The 19,661-nt window shown below is 37.7% G+C and carries 14 protein-coding genes and 1 tRNA gene; 11 read left to right on the top strand and 4 right to left on the bottom strand.

The features are described 5' to 3' along the window. Nucleotides 1-37 precede the first annotated feature (37 nt). The 7 genes from DKG80_RS12715 to DKG80_RS12685 all read left to right on the top strand — a co-directional run bounded on the left by DKG80_RS12715 (nucleotide 38) and on the right by DKG80_RS12685 (nucleotide 10,115). On the top strand, nucleotides 38-1,579 hold the full coding sequence (locus DKG80_RS12715; RefSeq protein ID WP_109831718.1) for a sulfatase family protein: 1,542 nt from the start codon (nucleotides 38-40) through the stop codon (nucleotides 1,577-1,579). 115 nt (nucleotides 1,580-1,694) lie between these two features. After that, entirely contained in the window at nucleotides 1,695-3,221 is a 1,527-nt protein-coding gene (locus tag DKG80_RS12710) for a sulfatase family protein (protein WP_109831717.1), read from the top strand. A 158-nt stretch (nucleotides 3,222-3,379) separates the two neighbouring features. Next, nucleotides 3,380-5,845 carry a glycoside hydrolase family 2 TIM barrel-domain containing protein gene (locus tag DKG80_RS12705; RefSeq protein ID WP_109831716.1) on the top strand — a complete coding sequence of 822 codons (2,466 nt, stop codon included), beginning with the start codon at nucleotides 3,380-3,382 and terminating at the stop codon, nucleotides 5,843-5,845. Nucleotides 5,846-5,958: 113 nt separating this feature from the next. Further along, complete coding sequence (locus DKG80_RS12700; protein WP_162555861.1) at nucleotides 5,959-7,176, top strand: hypothetical protein; 1,218 nt, start codon at nucleotides 5,959-5,961, stop codon at nucleotides 7,174-7,176. A 61-nt stretch (nucleotides 7,177-7,237) separates the two neighbouring features. After that, nucleotides 7,238-8,143 carry an ion transporter gene (locus DKG80_RS12695; protein ID WP_109831714.1) on the top strand — a complete coding sequence of 302 codons (906 nt, stop codon included), beginning with the start codon at nucleotides 7,238-7,240 and terminating at the stop codon, nucleotides 8,141-8,143. A gap of 17 nt (nucleotides 8,144-8,160) precedes the next feature. Continuing rightward, the gene (locus DKG80_RS12690) at nucleotides 8,161-8,445 is read left to right on the top strand and encodes a hypothetical protein (RefSeq protein ID WP_109831713.1); all 285 of its coding nucleotides are present in this window, start codon (nucleotides 8,161-8,163) and stop codon (nucleotides 8,443-8,445) included. Between the two features lie 143 nt (nucleotides 8,446-8,588). Next, nucleotides 8,589-10,115 (top strand): phospholipase D family protein, encoded by a 1,527-nt coding sequence (locus DKG80_RS12685; protein ID WP_109831712.1) that lies wholly within the window; start codon nucleotides 8,589-8,591, stop codon nucleotides 10,113-10,115. Nucleotides 10,116-10,334: 219 nt separating this feature from the next. On the opposite strand, the gene DKG80_RS12680 is transcribed toward DKG80_RS12685, so the two are convergent. Together DKG80_RS12680 and DKG80_RS12675 are read right to left on the bottom strand one after the other, a co-directional pair. Then, on the bottom strand, nucleotides 10,335-11,195 hold the full coding sequence (locus DKG80_RS12680; protein WP_109831711.1) for a nuclear transport factor 2 family protein: 861 nt from the start codon (nucleotides 11,193-11,195) through the stop codon (nucleotides 10,335-10,337). 240 nt (nucleotides 11,196-11,435) lie between these two features. Continuing rightward, nucleotides 11,436-12,089, bottom strand: coding sequence for a hypothetical protein (locus tag DKG80_RS12675; RefSeq protein ID WP_109831710.1), 654 nt, complete (start codon nucleotides 12,087-12,089; stop codon nucleotides 11,436-11,438). Between the two features lie 601 nt (nucleotides 12,090-12,690). On the opposite strand from DKG80_RS12675, the gene DKG80_RS12670 reads away from it, so the two are divergent. Further along, nucleotides 12,691-13,872, top strand: coding sequence for a CARDB domain-containing protein (locus tag DKG80_RS12670; RefSeq protein WP_109831709.1), 1,182 nt, complete (start codon nucleotides 12,691-12,693; stop codon nucleotides 13,870-13,872). Between the two features lie 25 nt (nucleotides 13,873-13,897). On the opposite strand, the gene DKG80_RS12665 is transcribed toward DKG80_RS12670, so the two are convergent. Then, nucleotides 13,898-14,803: a helix-turn-helix domain-containing protein gene (locus DKG80_RS12665; RefSeq protein WP_221409122.1), complete on the bottom strand. Its 906-nt coding sequence runs from the start codon at nucleotides 14,801-14,803 to the stop codon at nucleotides 13,898-13,900. 204 nt (nucleotides 14,804-15,007) lie between these two features. Here DKG80_RS12665 and DKG80_RS12660 point away from each other — a divergent pair, with 204 nt between their 5' ends. Continuing rightward, the gene (locus DKG80_RS12660) at nucleotides 15,008-16,519 is read left to right on the top strand and encodes a sulfatase family protein (protein WP_109831744.1); all 1,512 of its coding nucleotides are present in this window, start codon (nucleotides 15,008-15,010) and stop codon (nucleotides 16,517-16,519) included. Nucleotides 16,520-16,644: 125 nt separating this feature from the next. Further along, on the top strand, nucleotides 16,645-18,042 hold the full coding sequence (locus tag DKG80_RS12655) for a glycoside hydrolase family 28 protein (protein ID WP_109831707.1): 1,398 nt from the start codon (nucleotides 16,645-16,647) through the stop codon (nucleotides 18,040-18,042). Nucleotides 18,043-18,201: 159 nt separating this feature from the next. On the opposite strand, the gene DKG80_RS12650 is transcribed toward DKG80_RS12655, so the two are convergent. Next, nucleotides 18,202-18,274, bottom strand: a tRNA-Phe gene (locus DKG80_RS12650). Between the two features lie 81 nt (nucleotides 18,275-18,355). Here DKG80_RS12650 and DKG80_RS12645 point away from each other — a divergent pair. Beyond that, nucleotides 18,356-19,660, top strand: coding sequence for a (Fe-S)-binding protein (locus DKG80_RS12645; protein ID WP_109831706.1), 1,305 nt, complete (start codon nucleotides 18,356-18,358; stop codon nucleotides 19,658-19,660). Nucleotide 19,661 lies beyond the last annotated feature (1 nt).

The raw sequence follows: 19,661 nt of genomic DNA, 5'->3' as shown, positions 1-19,661 counted from the left end.
TCTGGATTCAAAATTTCAAACGACTATAAAATTAGAAATGAAAAAAATTACAATATCACTTCTGTTTACTCTAGTGTTAGGTTATACCCACTTGCTAGTAGCCAAAGACAAACTACCAAATATCATAGTAGTGCTCGCAGATGACATTGGGACAGGAGATATTTCAGCCTATCGAAGATTGCACTTCGATAAAGTAATTCTTGAAACACCAAATATTGACAAGTTGGCTGAAGAAGGAGTAATGTTTACGAATGCACACTCCCCGGCTGCTCTATGTGCTACTTCGCGTTACTCTATCATGACTGGCAATTATAATTACCGCAGTCCATTTCCATGGGGTGTATGGTCGGGGTATGCCAAGTCTGCCTTTACGCCTGATCAATTGACATTGGGTAGAGTGATGCAACAGGCTGGTTATCATACTGGTTTTATAGGGAAATGGCATCTAGGAACAGATTTCGCACAAAAGAATAACCCCAATGAAGTTTACGTTTTGAGGCGAGGTAAAAAACCAAATACTGAAGTAGATATTAGCAAGATTAAAGGAGGAGGGCCTTCTCAAAATGGTTTCGATTACAACTTTACCCTGCCATCAGGGATTCAAAACGAACCATACGCAGCATATGAAAATGATGTGTTCTTTCCCTTGAAGGAGGATTCTAAAGTGCGTTTCATAGATAAGGAATTTATGGAGAAAAAGGGCGCTGTTTTAGACAAGAAAGAAGGGTTAGGAGACTCCAATTGGGATCCGCATGTTATAGGCCCCTTATTGGCTAGTAAAGCCGTGGAATTTATTGGTAAAAACTCGAACCAGAAAAAGCCATTCTTAATGTACTACTGTGCACAAGCTGTGCATACACCTCATACACCACCCACTGAATTAAACGGAATCAAAATCGCTGGAACTACACCTTCGGCACATATGGATATGATCAAAGAACTGGACGTTCAGATTAGTATGATGGTAGCGGAGTTGAAGAAACAAGGTATCTATGAAAACACTGTATTCATCTTTACTTCGGATAATGGAGGCTTGCATACAGATGGGGATACATGGAATTCACATCATGAACCAAGTAGCATTTTCCGAGGGTTCAAAAACTCTCCTTATGAGGGAGGACATAGAGTGCCAATGATCGTTTCTTGGCCAAAATCTATTAAAGGAAATTGGTCAACAGAAGCTCCAGCTATCGGGACTGATATCTTAGCGACCATAGCTGATATTGGAAATTCTGAAATCAAAGAAGGGCAAGCATTGGACTCATACAGTCTATTGCCAGTACTAAAGAAAGAGAAGCAGACTACTCGAAAGACTTATATTATTCAAGGTGGATCAGCTTGGGAAGGCATGATAACAGAAGACGGTTGGAAATTGATTCTTCAGTTCGATAAAAAGGATAAAACAAATAAAACGAGAATACCCGTTGCGCTTTTCAATCTCAATGATAATCTCCGAGAAAAGGACTCTGGTAATTACATCGATGATCCTAAGTATAAGGATAAGTTGGATTATCTGGTACGCCAGTATAATGAGTTGAGAGATGGTGGTAAACCAACTGGTTCGGCTCATTTGAAATGAGATGATGTTTAACAAACAATTTGACTTTGAATAGGCTGTGGTTACTGGGCTATATAAATGTTCTTGATCGTTTCTGTCTCTGGAATCACAATAAGGGATTAAACCAAGTAATGTTATGAAAAGCATTTTCCTGCTAATAGTTGTATCACTAGTTTTAAGAGTTACCCATCTCAAAGCTCAGGACAACCGCCCTAATATCATCTTTTTACTCTCAGATGACCAAACGAGTATAGCAACAGGGTGCTATGGAAACACTCAAGTAGTTACCCCAAACATGGATCGATTGGCAGAAGAAGGTGTACGTTTCGCTAATCATTATAATACCACTGCAATTTGCATGGCCAGTCGATCAACTATCATGACGGGCATGTATGAGTATAAAACTGCCTGCAACTTTTTACATGGCCCAATGAAACCTGAAACGTTTCAAAAGAGCTATCCAGTATTGCTAAGAGAGGCAGGATATTACACAGGTTTTGCAGGTAAGTTTGGTTTTGCCGTCACGGATGGAGAATCTTGGTCTGACAAAACTTGGGATGTACTACCAGTGAAAGCATTCGATAGTTGGGCTGGTGGATTAGGGCAAACCAATTATAAAACAGAAAAGAATAAATATATCTCGAAGTATGCGACCCAGTACCCACATAGCACCAGAGCATATGGTGCATGGGCCGAAGATTTCATGAAGGAAGCTAAGGCAGCAGGTAAACCTTTTTGTATGTCAATTAGTTTTAAGGCTCCTCATTTACCATTTACACCTGACAAATACTTTGATTATGTCTATGAAGGAAAAGAATACAAAAAGCCAGCTAACTATGGAGTAGAAAATGCCGAACACTTAGCTCCTCAAACCAAAACAGGGAGACAATACAATGGTTACGAATTTTGGAGAGAGTCAGAGCAGTCATATCAGAAAGCAATTAAGAATTATAATCAATTGATTCATGGAGTCGACTATGCTTTAGGAATGATCCGGACTGCTCTCGAAGAACAAGGCATGGCAGATAATACAGTAATCATCTTCACCAGTGATAATGGCTACAGCTGCGGGGCACACAATTTTGGAGGGAAAGTCCTTCCCTATGAAGAAGCCTCCAAGTCTCCATTAATCATCTATGATCCTAGAGCCCCTGAGTCTGCAAGAGGTGTGGTAAGGGAAAGAGTAACAGGTAATATCGATATGGCACCTACAATTATGAACTTTGCGGAGCTAGAAGTTCCAGCGTATATGGACGGTGAATCTCTACAACCACTGATGATAGATGAAGATGGTATAGCGCGTGAGTTCATAGGGCTATTCAATATGTGGGGCAATGATGAGATTCAAGCAATGTCAGTGGTATCTAAAGATTGGAAATACATCTACTGGCAATATGAAGATGATAGCATGTCTCCTACTGAAGAATTGTTCAATATTGAAAAAGATCGGATGGAAATGAAAAATGTATTTTTCAATAAAAAAAACACTAAGACCTTGAAGAAAATGAGAAATCAGTATGACAGGCAATTAGAAGTATTTAAGAAGGATGTTGTCGACTATCATGACTATCAAAAATATCAAACCCTCTTCGATAGAAAAGCTTCAGTAGAACAGAAAAAGAAATACTATTTAGACCTATATGGTCAAGAAAGGAAAAATTAAATACTGAATTTCACTTCGTTTACGGGGGTTAAAATCAACCTCCATTAAATGTCCCGACTATTCGATCAATACTTCCCTATCGGACGAGTCTATTTAAAATAATATTGAGTTTGAAGATTCATCATCCGAATGACAAATTCAGAAGAATAATAAGCTGTATGAAAATATCAAAACTAATTAATGCACTGGCATTGTTTATGGCTCTGAGCATAGCACTCAGGGCTCAAGCAGATGACCAAAATTTCAATAAATCTTGGCTATTCTATAATGACGTAGCTGAAGGAGCAGAAAAGCCAACATTCACAGATTCAAAGTGGAGAAAGGTAGATCTACCACACGATTGGGCGATTGAAGGACCATTCGATGAAAAATACAACGCACGATGTGGAGGCCTTCCTTTTCATGGAACGGGCTGGTATCGAAAACACTTCACGATGCCTTCTACTGCCAAGGGCAAAGTAGTTAGAATTGAATTCGAAGGAGCGATGTACGATGCTCACGTTTGGGTAAACGGAGAGTTTGTGGGTAATAGACCATATGGCTACATCGGATTTGAATTTGATATTAGTAAATATCTGAAATATGATGGATCAGACAATGTTATCTCAGTAAGACTGACGCCAGAAGATTTATCATCAAGATGGTATCCTGGAGCTGGAATCTATAGGTCAGTTTGGCTGAAAGTGGACGAACAGCAGTATGTGGACAATTGGGGGACTTACATTACGACCCCTACTGTTAACAAAGATTTAGCTTATGTTCAAAATGAGACAGTAGTTGTCAATAAATCAAAAAGTGCAAAAACAGTAAAGGTTAAGCACGAGTACTTCGATCCAGCAGGTAAGAGCGTAGGCAGTGTTGAAGAAGATGTTACTATTGACCCAATGTCAAAAGTAACCTCAGGATTATATTCTAAAGTGAAATCCCCACAACTATGGGATACTGAAACACCAAACTTGTACACCGCAACTACCACCATCAGTGATGGAGAAAAAGTATTAGATACTTTCAAAAGTAGATTCGGTATCAGAACGATAAGATATGATTTGGATGGTTTTTACCTAAATGGTAAAAAAGTAAGATTTAACGGAGTATGTCTTCATCACGATAATGGATCCCTAGGAGCAGCAGTTTACAGAAGAGCTGACGAGCGCAAGCTCCAAATCATGAAGGATATGGGAGTAAATGCTGTTCGTACCAGTCACAACCCTCCATCAAGAGAGTTTTTAGAACTTTGTGATGAACTTGGGCTGATGGTCCAAGATGAAGCATTCGACGTATGGAAAATGCCTAAAGTGCCAAATGGCTATAACAAATTCTTTGAAGAGTGGGCAGAGCGAGATATCAAGGACATGGTCATCAGAGATCGAAATCATCCATCCATTGTAATGTGGAGTATAGGAAATGAGATCATCGAGCAAAAAGATGTGAAGAATGGATGGAGAACAGCTAAAATGTTGCATGATTATGTAAAAGAAGTTGATCCTACAAGACCAACTTCAGCAGGGTTCAATAACTATCCAAGACCTTACTTGACCAACATGGCAGCTCAAGTAGATATCGCAGGAGCGAACTATAAGCCTACTAAGTATGGAGAGATAAGAGAATCAAACCCAAATCTTCCCATCTACGGATCTGAAACTTCAAGCTGTACAAGTAGTCGAGGAGTATATCACTTGCCAATCGAAAAATACAAGACACACGAATCACTCCAAGTGACGAGTTATGATTTGATCGGACCTCCTTGGGCTTACCCTCCAGATATCGAGTTTCATTTTCAAAAGAAATTCCCTCACAGTATGGGAGAATTCATTTGGACAGGATTTGATTATCTAGGTGAACCTACACCGTATGGTGGAAAAGACAATTCAACGAATGGATATTGGAATGGTGATTGGCCATCAAGAAGTTCTTACTTCGGAGCAGTAGATTTATGTGGGTTCCCGAAAGATCGATTTTACTTATACCAAAGTCAATGGACTACAAAACCAATGATTCACCTACTTCCTCACTGGAACTGGAAAGGAATGGAAGGCCAAAAAATACCAGTCTATTGCTATACCAACTGTGACGAAGCAGAACTTTTCGTCAATGGCAAGTCGATGGGTAGAAAAGTAAAAGGAAAAGATAAAACGAAACTACTAGTGAATTTTTTGAGATATGAGCATGAAACTTTCGATTCACCATATAGACTTTCTTGGGACGTACCGTATCAAGCAGGGACGATCAAAGTAGTAGGATATAAGGACGGAAAAGCAGTCGAAGAAAATATAATCAACACTGCTGGAACTCCTTACAAGGTTAGTTTGTCTGTAGATAGGACAGAGATTGATGCAGATGGTAGAGACCTAGCATACGTAACTGTTCGCATAGAAGATAGAAATGGTAATCTATGTCCAGATGCTGAGAGTTTAGTCAACTTTTCAGTAAGTGGAGAAGGTAAGCTGATTGCGGTAGATAATGGAAACGCTGCCTCTACAGAGTCTTTCCAAGCTCCATACAGAAAAGCTTTCAGCGGTATGGCATTGGCCATTCTAAATTCAACAGAGAAAACTGGTAAAATCAAACTTGTAGCCAAGTCCAAAGGACTGAGAAGCGCTACGACTTATGTCATGACCAAATAGGCTTTAAGCCAACTGGTAATAATAATTAGTTAGTGAAGTCACCTCGGATCTGGGGTGACTTTTTTTTATTAACCTTATAGGATACTTTCGTGGAATTTTAAAATGCTTATATCATGAAGAATCTTTTAATGCTAGCCTTCCTAACTGTACTTTTTACACAGATCCAAGAAAGTGTTTTTGCCCAAAAGGGTTTGGAACCTGCAATAGTCATTTTGAACGATGGTGATACCCTTCAGGGTTTTATCGAAGTTAGACACACTACAGAAAATGCAAAGTACTGTGGCTTCAGGACACCATTAATTGATTCTCAACAGGAAGAATATACTCCTGAAGATATTAAGGGGTACGTGATAAATGATACAAAATATTATGCCTCTAAGGAAGTCAATCGAAATGGAGTAAGAGAGCAGCTATTTTTAGAGTATCTAGTTAAAGGGTATGCAAACCTTTATTATTTGAAGGAGGAAGATGGGGAATCGTTTTTTGTTGAAAAGAATGGTGAGTTTACCGAATTGACAAATTCAAAAAAGGTCATTAATTCAGATAATGGATTGACTTACATGCAAGAAAGTAACAAATACAAAGGAACATTGATGTATTTGTTTTCAGATGCACCTGAAATGAAAAACAGTCTTCAGGCCATGAAATTTGACACTAATTCCATGATAAAGGCTACTAAAAATTACCATAATGCTGTGTGTGATGATTATGCTTGTATAGATTATACCAAGAGTATGAAGAAAAAGACTTGGTTAGAGCCTGTGATCGGGTATCAATTTCATGTACTTAATACAAACAGAAATGAAAGTAAGAAAGATGGTACAGCACTGCTTGGTTTAAATTTTAGATTAAAAAATTCATTTGATAGTTATCAAGGAAGCTTTATAGTTGGCCTACATTATTTTTCTAACTCGTTTTCAGGAGAGTATGTTGGACTTGATTCGAGAGATAAAACAATGAGTTATTCGTATGATGCATTAAAAATTTTAGTTGGAGGTGAATATTCCTTTTTACCAGGTAAAATTCAACCATATATGCGTTTAACATTGAATTATACTAGGCTTAGTAATCCTAATGTTTTAATTCAATCTGTAAGTGAGAATCCGTTGGTTTACGATGAGAATTTAGAACTAGATGTGCAAAAATCACAGCACGGTGTCAATCTGAACCTTGGTGTGAAAATTTATCATTCTTCCGAGTCTTATTTAGCATTATCATTTGATTTAGGGCTTCAAAGGTCGTTTCATTTGTTTAACTATTTAGAAAGATCGAAGCAGTTGGTTTACGGAATGACGGTAGGCTATGGCATTAACCTGTCAAAGAATAACTAGACATTTATAAATTATAGGTTATTCAAATCATAAAAATTATAAATATAGATTTATGATCTAAATGATTAAGTTGTTCGTAATACAAATTCAGACTACGAACAAGGACATGAATCATATCCTATTTAAGGTAGAGCACTTTTTAGAATCTGCCGGTTTTCAAAGAACACTTACTGCTATAATATGTATCAATGCAATACTCATTGGCTTAGAAACCAATGAGCAAATTGTAGAGTCTTTTGGAGGAGCTATTGACTTAATTGACTATTTGATACTTGCCTTTTTTGTGATAGAACTTAGTGTCAAACTAGTTGTATATAGAGGCAGGTTTTTCAAAAGTGGATGGAATTTGTTTGATGCTTTGATAGTTCTTATCTCAGTATTGCCAGCAGCAGGTTCATTCACAGTATTCAGAGCTTTGAGAGTAGTTAGGACCCTGAGATTACTAAAGAATGTTCCTAAGCTTCGATTGATAATTGAATCACTCATACATTCAGTACCTAGTATTGGTTGGATTTCAGTATTACTGATGGTTCTGTTTTATGTCTATGCTGTGGTTGGTCATTCATTATTCTCTGAAACACACCCTGTACTATATGGGGATTTAAGCAAAAGCTTTTTCACCCTTTTTCAGATAATGACATTGGAAAGCTGGGCCACAGCAATCGCTAGACCCGTGATGATGAACGGTGTCATATATGGACTTTATTTTGTCTCATTTATTTTGATAGCCACCTATACTACATTGAATCTTTTTATCGCAATTGTGGTCAATACCATGAATGAATTGAATCTGAGAGATATTCAATCAGAAGAGAAAAAGATGTTAGAAATCCTTACCTCAGAAAACCAACAGATAAAAAACCAAATACAAGAATTAAAGGAATTGATCATAGCCGATAATAAGAAACCAACCAATGAAATCTATGAAATAGAATCTCAAGAAAAGGGAGTTAAAATATCAGCATAAACACAAATGATAAGACAATGATACAGATGCTCGTAATTTCTCATAACCAATCTCATATCGATGATGTAGCCGATTACCTTAAAGGCAGTCAGTTAGTCTCAAATGCAATAGTGAAGCTTCGTGAGACTGCTCGACACACCAATAATAGTCAGGATAAATATTCTGAAAACTTGTATAAACTAATAGTCAAAACAGAGGTCAAGCTCTTTGCTGGATTAGAGAAAAGAATTCAAAGAGTTTTTCCTGATCATCAACTTAAAATTTTTGGACGTAGGTCTCGCATTCAAGGACGGAAAATATAAAATAAGGACCTCTCGAATATTTATGGCTCTTTGGTAGAGAACACCAAATGAGTGTATGAACTATATCTGATAGGCTTTTAGTATGAAATTAGATGATTAATCTATTCTTAGTAGATTGAACATTTAATAACCATGGTTTTCAAATGCGTTTATCAATTCTAGTGGTCTTAGTCACTTTATATCTACAATCCTGCAATTCTAAAAAGGATCTTGGTCTCATAGAAGGAACTAGTCACTGTGACTCCACATTAGAGTCAGACACGATAAGTATTAAATCTCTGCTTTCCCCTTATCAACAGAGACTGGATACGACTACAGGAGTTTTCGTGTTAGAAGATGGAGGCACCTCTATGATATCACGAGCATGGTGGACCAGTCATGCAACAAAGACAATAGACATCCAATATTTTATATTTTCCACAGACAACATAGGTTTGATAGCTTGTGACTATCTAGTCAAAGCCGCCGAAAGAGGAGTCAAAGTCAGAATCTTGATAGATGACATCATGGTCAACGCAGAAGCAGAAGACCTAATGAAATTGAATGCTCATCATAATATTTCCCTCAAAGTCTATAATCCTGGAGCCAATCTCGGTAAATCTCTATTAGGCAAAATATCCAATTTGCTCAAAGACTTCAGGTCGTTCAATCAAAGAATGCACAATAAGACCTTCATAGTAGACAATACACTGGTGATCACTGGTGGTCGCAATATTGCAGATGAATATTTTGATTATGATCATGAGTATAATTTCAGAGATCGAGACATTATGCTTGTAGGAAAAGCCACCAATCAGGTAACTGGCTCATTCGAGCAATATTGGAACAGCGATCTCAGTGTAGATTTGAATCAACTTACTGACTATAGAATAGAAGAAGCCGATGTTCGTTTTGATCTGCTACATGAGTATGCATGTAATCCAGAGAACTTTTGGCCCGAAGTCAGAGATCAGTTAGTTGGTTACCCTACTTTCTTTCGATCAATCAATGATTCAAATCAAATGGTATGGCTTGAGAATATAGAGTTTGTCGTAGACGAACCTGGTAAAAACGATGGCACTGAAGGTCTAAGTGGCGGCGGAGTTACTACATCCAAATTGATCGAACTAATTAATGATTCGAAAAGCTCAGTTGATATTCAATCACCTTATTTAGTGACTACAGAACTAGGTAAAAAAGTATTTAAAGCCGCTATTGATAGAGGAGTGAAAATTAGAATCTTGACGAACAGTCTAGCTTCTACAGATAATGCAGAAGCATTCAGTGGTTATCAAAAAGATCGTAATGAATTGTTGGAAATGGGAGTGCAACTCTATGAATTCAAACCAGATGCTAAGGTTAGAACAGAAGTGATGAATAGCGCCTTAGAAAACAATGAAGACTTCAACCCAATTTTTGGCATTCATGCTAAAACAATGGTGATCGATAGTAATGTTTCTGTGGTAGGTACTTTCAACCTTGATCCCAGAAGTGCCAATCTAAACACAGAATGTTTTGTTGTAGTACAAGATTCATTCATAGCTAAAAGCATTACCAATCACTTTGAAATTGAAACAGGCTCTGAAAATGCTTGGACTATTACAAAAGATTTCAACCCAGACTCAGAAGTCTCTAAGTCTAAAAGAGTAAAAACTTGGACTAGAAAAATCTTACCCAAGTCTATTCTTTGACTGACGTCAATTTTGTCTATCGAACACTTATTGAAGATGTTAACGACAAAAAGCCAACCTAAACCAGGAGGGCTTTTTTATTATTACTAACTAATTTATCGTTTGGTATCTAATAACCTAAAACTGCTACAGCTGATAAGATCGTCCTGTCAAGAAAAGTGGAGAACCTTTGAATCTTTGCAAAGGTTCTTCAATCGATCTATTTAGGTAACTATGAATTTAGAACTTCCCGTTCTGATTAGCCCAAGTTTCCTTAGCTGGAATTTCCTCTACTGTATCCCAGTGCTCTACAATCTTTCCATCTTCTATCCTGAACAGATCATAAAAAGCCGTTAGCTTCCCAAGGAATTGTCCTTCAGATGCAGTGAAAACAAAGTCACCTTCTCCGAACAGGAAATGATTTTTTGTGTAAACCATAGGAGTCCCTGCATCAGCCATTCCTTGTATAGCAGCACCCAAGCCCTCTAGACCATCAGCGACTGCCGGATTGTGCTGAGCATATGATTCTGTAGAAATATAATCAGTGACTTTAGCTGGATTCTCGCCCATCAATACATCTTTCACAAAACCTTTAATCAGCTCCTTATTAGCAGCAGTTTTGTTAAGGTCCTTGATTTTAGTAGGTCCATCAGTTTGTGATCTACCCGAAGCAGTTTCTACAGCTACTTCCTGAAGATTGTCCCAATGCTCAACGATCAGACCATCTTCAAATCTGAAAATATCAAAACCAATCTGAGGACCAAAGAAATCATACTCAGTATGCGTTACCACAAAGTCTCCATCTTGAAAAGCTCTAACCACATTAGCCTTAAAACCTCCCTCTGGAGCATTAGCGATTACTTTTCCAAATCCAGCAAGACCATCTTCTACAGCCAGATTGTGTTGGATGTATTTATTAGGATTAATATAACTGACAGGTTTTTGATCACCAGTTTCTAAGCTCGTCAAAAGAGCCACTACTTTCTCTTTATTTGAAATTTCCATATTCTTTGAAGTTTCCGTTTCCGATACTTTGCTTTTTTGAGACTGGCAGGCGAATAAGCCTATCGCAGCTGCTAGTGTGAGGATTGTTTTTTTCATTGTTCGTTGTTTTAAGTTGACAGTGCAAAGAACAGGAGGTATCAACCGAGAATTGAGATACAAAAACGACCTTGGATGGTAGATTTGGTCCGAATACTGATGCAGCAAGTGACGATGACTGCTACTAAATAAGGTTTGAGCCGAGGAATAAAAGAAAAAGCCCTCTGACTTTTTTGATGTCAGAGGGCATTATTTTTCCATCATATCATTGTGATGACTTGCAGGTACTAAAGAATACCATTAGTCCGCACGCTGTACGATACCCAAAGCCTCAAGAAGCTGAGGATCTTCTTCCAAAGCAATCTTCGCTATACCAATGAAGTCGCTCATCTTGTCAAGAAGTTCTTCAAGCGCTTGGTCACGAAGAACAGTAGCCTCTTGAGCCTCCCCCATTTCATGCTTCTGAATACCAGTCTTGACCTCTATATCTTTCACCTTAGCAATCATATCACTGATAGCATCAGCTGTAATACCAAACTCCAATAGAGTAGTAGCTATCCCTTCATCCTGAGAGATGTTTTGATAGAAAATACTAACCTGCTCCAGCCATCCAGAGTAAGTAGATTTACGACGCCCTTTTAGCTGAAGAGATTCCCAAGCCCCCCTGTGATCTTTAAGAGCGATTCGAGCGATTTTCAAATGACGGTTGTAAATAGCATTAGCAGCCTGTCTGGCAGTATCTAATGCATCCGTAGCATCATATTGATCACCATACTCCTTCTTCTGGTTCGCCTGTTTGATTTTGACATGATCAAGTAAGGCTTTCATAGCCAATATTTTAGTTTCTCCGTATCCATAGAGCGCCAATGCCTCTTTAATACGTTCATTTTGACTAGCATTTTGAATAGCCACGTCAGCATTAAGGATTTTAGCATCGATTGTGTTGTTTTTCATATTTTAAAACTGTTTCTGGTTGAAAATTTATTTGAATAAAAATCGTTAGGGATAACGTAGGAGAGCCTCAGACAGCATATTCCTGGAATAATTCATTCATTGAGCGGAATAACTCATTCCTGAGGCGGAATAACTCATTTTTTCATGGAATAACTCATTAGTAGAGCCGTAGAACTCATTCCTAACATGGAATAGATCATTCTTAAGTCGGTAGAACTCACTCTTATACTGGTAGAACTGAATTTTGAGTGGAATAACTCATTTTTCAGTACGTATATCCGAATCCAATCAAGAAATATGGAGCCCTTTGAGAGTGAAATAAAAAGTTTGATGCAGCCAAATAAGCCACTGATAGGTTTTACTAGATAATTCATATAAACAAAATAGAAGTTTGACTACTTCCGTCAAATGATGCCGCCAAGATAAGTTATTGCGGCGAAAATGATTGCGATATTTTAAGGAAGAAAGATTTTGACCAAATCAATTCTTTCAGCGTTAGGCCTGAATAGTATAAGAGCGACAATTATGACAAGTAATTAAAGCGTTGATAATAAGGGACTAACTTCTTTTTATTATTTTTAAGTAACCTAAATTCTAAAAAATGAATTTCCTAAAACCAGCCATTCTATTAATAACGTTTTGTTTAGCACAATTTGTATGTGCTCGATTTGCAGATGCTGCTATCACTGAGGATCTTTTTGATAGATTAGCAGCAGTCTCTACTATTGATATAGAAGTTCCCAAATATGAACTAACAATACATTCTATCTCTTTCAAAGGCAAAAAATTTCTATCGGGAGCTGAGCAGACTATATCCTATATACTGAAGAACAAAGCCAAGCAACAAAAATCTGATTTCATCATTGAGTTATACTTATCAGAAGATCAAGAATATCAGAAAGGACAAGATTTGCTCTTGGGAGCTACTTTTCTCACAGAAATAATCACTCCCTCATCGAAAGTAGGAAAGACAATGACAGTAACCATACCTGAGGCAGTCAATATCACATCATCATACAATATTCTAAGCGTGGTAATAGAGCAGGGTATAAAGTTTGACGAATCTGTAAGCCTTAATGTAAATTCTAGTGCCAACAGGTATAAATTTTCGAAACCAAGATATCCAGATCTCAAATATGGTTTTTTCACCTTTTTGAGCTCAATGAATATAGTAGAGCAGGGTCAAGTAAAATCAATAGAGTACTTTTTTAGCAACATAGGAGATGAAAAAGCGATCAGTCCAGAAGTCGAATTCTTCTTATCAGCAGATACTAATCTAGGCATAGAAGATTATTCAATAGGGCGTTTTAAGACTAATTCAAACTTGAAAAGAAATAGCTCTACGGGCTGTCTCAACGCTTCGGTGACTATTCCTAACAAAATACCAGACGGTGCTTATAACATAATAACAAAGCTCGACCCTGATGACAAGATCCAAGAATCTAGCGAGATTAATAATGTCAAAGTCGGAGGAAGTTTAATTGTCCGTACACTGTCTGCTTCCGAAAACGTAATGAATGTAGCATTACACGGAGAAAATAGTTTTGATTCTCCACAGGATATTTCAAGCGTTAAAAACTCTTCAGTAATTCTTCAAATACCCTATGCTACCATACAATCCATGTACGCAGAGGATGAAGAAGGAGCCAAGAGATCTGTTAAGTACTGGGACAGTAACTCAAAGGCAGAACTTGATCTAGGAATACTGCCTAAAGGAGCCTACTCGCTCAATATCATGTTGTACACTGGAGAATTGGTTCAAGTCAAAGGATTAAAAAAATGACGCCTAAGCATGTAATTGAATTGAATTAGCTTTCTCTAAATTCCAGAGGCGTACACCCTTGATGTTTCTTAAAGTATTTGACAAAGTTGGTCGGTTCATCAAAGCCTATACTATACCCTATTTCTTTTACGCTCTCATGTGTGTAAACTAACAGTCGCTTAGCTTCTAGCATCACCCGATCATCAATCATTTGTTTAGGAGTTTTCCCCACAGTTTTCGACGTAGATTGATTCAGTTTTTTAACCGTAATAGCCATCTGATCTGCATAATGACTTACCTGTTTTTCGGTTCTAAACATCTCTTCCAGTAGGTGTTTAAATTCAACTACCGCATCGCGATCTGTCCCCTTCTTTACAGCCTGTAAACTCTGCTTTAAATTGATTCTTTCTGCTTGAAGAAGGAAATTATGAAGTAGGTTTCTTAAGATCTCAGATTGATGCTCATCTTTTGGAAGAGAAAATTCATGCTCCATCAGCCCTGCGATTTGTCTGAAAACTTCAGCAGATTCTTCAACATGGAAATGTGAAACACTTTTCAAGTCATTGAACAAGGTGCAACTTTTCAGGAAACTGGTTTCCTCTTCATTTTTACAGAAAAAATCATCTGTGAATATCATTGCCTTTCCTTTTACCTCTTCATATTGGTGGAACTGCTGAACAGCATCCTTGTAGACGAAAAGCAAGGTGTTTTCGTGGATAGTACACTCACTAAAATCGATAGTATGTTTATGAACCCCTTTTTCAAACCAAAGAATATGGTAAAAGCCAGCTCGATGAACTTTAGTGAGCATATCCGAAGAACTTACAAATAGCTTTGAGAGATCAATTATTTCAAACTCGTGCGGTAGCCCTTCTTTAAAGGAATATTTTTTAATGTTTGAAGTCATTTTATAGATGACAAATCTAGGAGATGCTTTTATATGTAGTGACACACGGAAGTGATATTTTAATTACATGATAGTAATCGACTGCGACAGGTAGCTTCATTCATACCTATTGAATAAGAGAGTCAAAAAACTGTATACTGATCTCGAATTCAAATAATGCCAATCTAGCTCAAAGAGCATAAAGCCCTATAGAAAAATGAGTTAACTCGAAAATCACGATATTGCCAACCATACCTATAATTTCAAATGATGAAAAAGACTATTTATCTGCTACTGCTGTCAACCATCTCACTGACATCATGTAATCAAAATAAGGATGTACAAGTAGAGACTCCCAACGTAATCGTAATTCTAGCCGATGACATGGGCTACGGAGATATTCAGTACTATAACAAAGAATCAAAAATCTCAACTCCAAACCTCAATCAACTTTGTGAAGAAGGAATGATGTTTACCGATGCCCATACTAATTCGGCAGTATGTACACCAACCAGGTATGGCCTATTGACAGGTAGGTATGCTTGGCGAACCAGACTCAAAAGAGGAGTACTCTCTGGATACTCTGACCATTTAATAGAGTCTAGTACTATGACCATAGCCTCTTTACTGAAGTCAAAAGGTTATAATACTGCCGTCATAGGTAAATGGCATCTCGGTCAGGACTTACCTTGGACACAACAGGTCCCAGCCAAAGCGAATAGCCTAAACTATATCTCAAATATCGAAGAGTTGGATTATACAAAGTCAGTTCAAAATGGTCCAAATACGATTGGGTTTGATTATTCCTACATTATAGGTGGTTCGCTAGACATGGGGCCATATGTTTATTTTGAAAATGGAATGGCTACGATGGTGCCAGATAGCTTATGTCCTAAAGTTAACTTTCCAGCCTACATCAGATCAGGGGAAACAGCTACCGATTTTAACCATCAAACCGCAATGGATAACTTCACAGAACGAGCTATTACGTACATTAGTAAACAAGCCCAGTCCGAAAACCCTTTCTTCTTGTATTTCCCATTAACTGGCCCTCATAAACCAGCCTTGCCAGCTGAACGATTCATAGGAAAGTCAGGCCTGGGACCATATGGAGATATGGTAATGCAAGTCGACTGGACAGTAGGGAAAGTAATCCAAACTCTAAAAGAGACTGGAATTGAAGAAAACACTCTAGTTATATACACAAGTGACAATGGATCTTACATGTATGAATATGAAGCAGGAGAGCCTAGTCATGAATCTAAGCCTTGGATACAAGGATTTGCTCAAGATCAACACAGAGCCAACTATGTATGGCGGGGTACTAAAGCAGATATATATGAAGGAGGTCATCGCGTTCCATTTATCGTTAAATGGCCAAGCAAGATCGAACCTCTCACTACCTCTAATCAGTTAATAGCCACCAATGACGTATTGGCAACTTTGGCTCAGATCGTAGGGGTGAAGTTGGAAAATGATGAAGGAGAAGATAGCTATAGTTTTTATCGTGAGTTATTAGGGTATAATAATGATGCTAGGCCTCCATTGATACACCATTCGGTTAATGGTACATTTTCGCTTAGAGAAGGAGAATGGAAATTGATAGCAAGTGATGGTTCAGGAGGTAGGCAAAACCCAAAAGGAAAACCATTCCAAAAGCCATATCAGCTCTATGCAATAGACCAAGACCCTACAGAACAAATGAATGTAATAGATAAATATCCACACATTGCAGAGCAAATGATTCGTCAGTTAGAAGAAATTAAGAACGATGACAACTAATTAAAGAATTTTTTGATTCAATAAAGGGGGGCAATGATCTTGTAAGAATCATTGACCCTTTTTTACGTTTTTGCGATTTTATATTGCTTGAGAAATAACCAATACAGCATTCAAACATAAAATCCATGAGTTCTAAGCTTCAGACAGCAATTTTAATATGTGTTCTATTAGTAGGGATTATTCAGACTTCATTTAGCAAAGTATATGATATTGCTACCTATGGCGCAATCAATGATGGTAAAACCATAAATACAAAGGCGATTCAAAAAGCAATAGATGATTGTACCACCAATGGAGGAGGAACAGTATTAGTGTCAGGAGGAGGCCGGTATGTTACAGGGACTATTTATTTGAAAAGCTTTGTCACATTACATGTAGATAATGGAACAGTTCTACAAGGTAGTACTGACTTTGACGATTATACGACCGATACTCATCACATAATGTATAAACGAGAAACACATATGGATCGAGTATTGATTTATGCTGAAAATGCTGAATCCGTAGCCATCGAAGGTTATGGAGTCATAGATGGTATGGGAGCAGCATTTAAGCACGGCCGTCCGATGCTATTAAGATTTAAAGATTGCAAAAGACTCCACCTCAATAATATAAAGCTGCTAAATCCAGCAGCTTGGACTTCGGCATGGCTATACTGTGATGATATCAGTGTCAGCGGTGTGACTATCTATAGTCGAGCTAATAAGAATGGAGATGGATTAGACTTTGACGGCTGCACTAATGTGAGAGTAACAAATTGCAACTTTGATAACAGTGACGATAGTATCTGTCTTCAATCATCTCTTCCAGATAAGCCATGTAAAGATGTCGTAGTGTCCAATTGTATCTTCAGTACAAAATGGGGAGGCATGAGAATCGGGTTACTATCTAGAGGAAATATTGAATCAGTTACAGTGACGAACTGCACCTTTAAGAATATCAAAGATTCAGGACTTAAGATCCAGCAATGTGAAGGAGGAGAGATGAGGAATATGACTTTCACCAACTTGGTGATGGAAAATGTTCCACGTCCAATATTTATGACATTTTCTAGTCAGCGAGCAGCTATGAATTACCCAGAAGGTATCTATGAGCCACTCAAACGTATGCACTCGATGATTTTTAGCAATATCATAGTAGACAATACCCAAGGAGATGAAAATTCTTGTTTTTTCCTGACAGGTATGCCAGATCACAAGATTGAAGATATAACCATTAAAGATGTAAAATTTTTGACTGCTGGAGGTGGATCGGAAGAGTTAGCTCAAAAGAAGGACTTAAAAGAATATTCGTTGGACGTAGTAAAAAAACATTGGCCTGAATTCAGACTGGTAGGCCCATTACCATCCTATGGAATTTATGCAAGGCATATTGATGGCTTAACCCTTCAAAACATATCGATTACAACTGTAAACCATGATGCAAGAGAACCTGTGATTTTAGATGATGTAGTTAATGAAGATATAACTAACATAAAAGCCAATGGGGAGGTATTGATAAGTAAGAGAATTAGAAGAAAATGAAGGCCTTATAAAGTGTTCGCTATTTGTATTGATGTCAAATAGATACAAACTCTGAAATTTAGTATGCACGCATACTAAATTTCAGAGTTTTCTTTTTTACATTTAGAAATAGGCCATAAAAAAAGGACTCCGAAATCGAAGTCCTTTCCGTTTTTGGAGTGGTGATGAGTGGGCTCGAACCACCGACACAAGGATTTTCAGTCCTATGCTCTACCAACTGAGCTACATCACCCCGTTAACGCGGCACAAAAGTAGAAATTAATATTTACCGTCCAAAAGGATGAGTGAATATTTTGAATAAAATTTAAAGAAAATGATAGGACTCTCCCAATTAGTATTTTTGGTGATAGTAATCACTGCAGGCTATTTTTTGACCAAAAGAATAAAAGAAATTAGGCGCAATATTCTGATGGGTAAGCCTCTTGATCGTAGTGACAAGTCTTCTGAAAGACTCAAGTCTATGATACTCATTGCCTTTGGTCAAAAGAAGATGTTTAAGAAGCCTATTCCTGCATTTCTTCATCTCTTGATATATGTCGGGTTTTTGGTTATTAATCTAGAGGTACTTGAATTTGTAATTGATGGATTGACAGGTGAGCATAGGTTTTTTGCTCCATATCTTGGAGATTTCTACAATGTCGCAATGAACTTCTTTGAGATCCTTGCTCTCGGAGTGTTGATTTCCTGTATAATTTTCTTGATCCGAAGAAATGTTCTGAAAGTAGAGCGATTCACTAAGCCCGAAATGAAAGGTTGGCCTGCGATGGATGGTAATCTTATTTTGATCATTGAGATTGTGCTCATGGTGGTTATTCTAAAAATGAATGCCGCGGACCAAGTGTTACAGTCTAGAGGAGTTGAAGGTTATTATGAGACTGGTACATTATACATATCAAACGTACTCATACCTATTTATCAAAATTTCTCAAGTACGCTTTTGATAACAATAGAGCGAGGTGCATGGTGGTTCCATATAGTAGGAATATTAGCGTTTGCTGTCTATGTCACGTACTCTAAGCATCTTCATATATTTCTAGCGTTTCCAAACACCTATTATTCTAATCTTGAATCAAAAGGCAAAATTGCCAATATGGATAGCGTGACCAATGAGGTTAAATTAATGCTAGGAATGCCAGCAGAAAATGGAGCTGCTCCAGAAGAAGTAGGGCGCTTCGGAGCTAAGGACGCAACGGATCTTTCTTGGAAGAGTCTAATGGAAGCCTATTCATGTACAGAATGTGGAAGGTGTACAGCTGAGTGTCCAGCTAACCAAACAGGAAAACTATTATCGCCTCGAAAAGTGGTGATGGACACCAGAGATAGAATAGAAGAAATAGGTAAAGGGCAGGGACGAGAAAAGTCTTTGCTTGGAGATTATATTACCAATGAAGAGATCAATGCCTGTACCAGTTGTAATGCTTGTACAGAAGCCTGTCCAGTAAACATTGATCCGTTGAGTATCATACTTGAGATGAAACGATATGTAGCAATGGAAGAATCAGGTTCTCCAGCTTCGTGGAATGCCATGTTCGCCAACATAGAAACCAATTTTGCACCTTGGAAATTTGCCCCGACTGATAGATTTAATTGGGCAGATGATGTTAAACAAAAAGACTAAA

This window comes from Reichenbachiella versicolor (assembly GCF_003171675.1).
GTDB classification, from domain to species: domain Bacteria; phylum Bacteroidota; class Bacteroidia; order Cytophagales; family Cyclobacteriaceae; genus Reichenbachiella; species Reichenbachiella versicolor.
Note: the sequence above shows the minus strand (reverse complement) of the source record. Positions and strands in the feature narration are given on the sequence as shown.

Bases quoted from the DNA above. Each gene is read 5' to 3' on its own strand.
- DKG80_RS12690 (WP_109831713.1), top strand. From the start codon at position 8,161: ATGATACAGATGCTCGTAATTTCTCATAACCAATCTCATATCGATGAT.
- DKG80_RS12655 (WP_109831707.1), top strand. From the start codon at position 16,645: ATGAGTTCTAAGCTTCAGACAGCAATTTTAATATGTGTTCTATTAGTA.
- DKG80_RS12660 (WP_109831744.1), top strand. From the start codon at position 15,008: ATGAAAAAGACTATTTATCTGCTACTGCTGTCAACCATCTCACTGACA.
- DKG80_RS12710 (WP_109831717.1), top strand. From the start codon at position 1,695: ATGAAAAGCATTTTCCTGCTAATAGTTGTATCACTAGTTTTAAGAGTT.
- DKG80_RS12695 (WP_109831714.1), top strand. From the start codon at position 7,238: ATGATTAAGTTGTTCGTAATACAAATTCAGACTACGAACAAGGACATG.
- DKG80_RS12705 (WP_109831716.1), top strand. From the start codon at position 3,380: ATGAAAATATCAAAACTAATTAATGCACTGGCATTGTTTATGGCTCTG.
- DKG80_RS12715 (WP_109831718.1), top strand. From the start codon at position 38: ATGAAAAAAATTACAATATCACTTCTGTTTACTCTAGTGTTAGGTTAT.
- DKG80_RS12685 (WP_109831712.1), top strand. From the start codon at position 8,589: ATGCGTTTATCAATTCTAGTGGTCTTAGTCACTTTATATCTACAATCC.
- DKG80_RS12680 (WP_109831711.1), bottom strand. From the start codon at position 11,195: ATGAAAAAAACAATCCTCACACTAGCAGCTGCGATAGGCTTATTCGCC.
- DKG80_RS12700 (WP_162555861.1), top strand. From the start codon at position 5,959: ATGAAGAATCTTTTAATGCTAGCCTTCCTAACTGTACTTTTTACACAG.
- DKG80_RS12670 (WP_109831709.1), top strand. From the start codon at position 12,691: ATGAATTTCCTAAAACCAGCCATTCTATTAATAACGTTTTGTTTAGCA.
- DKG80_RS12675 (WP_109831710.1), bottom strand. From the start codon at position 12,089: ATGAAAAACAACACAATCGATGCTAAAATCCTTAATGCTGACGTGGCT.
- DKG80_RS12645 (WP_109831706.1), top strand. From the start codon at position 18,356: ATGATAGGACTCTCCCAATTAGTATTTTTGGTGATAGTAATCACTGCA.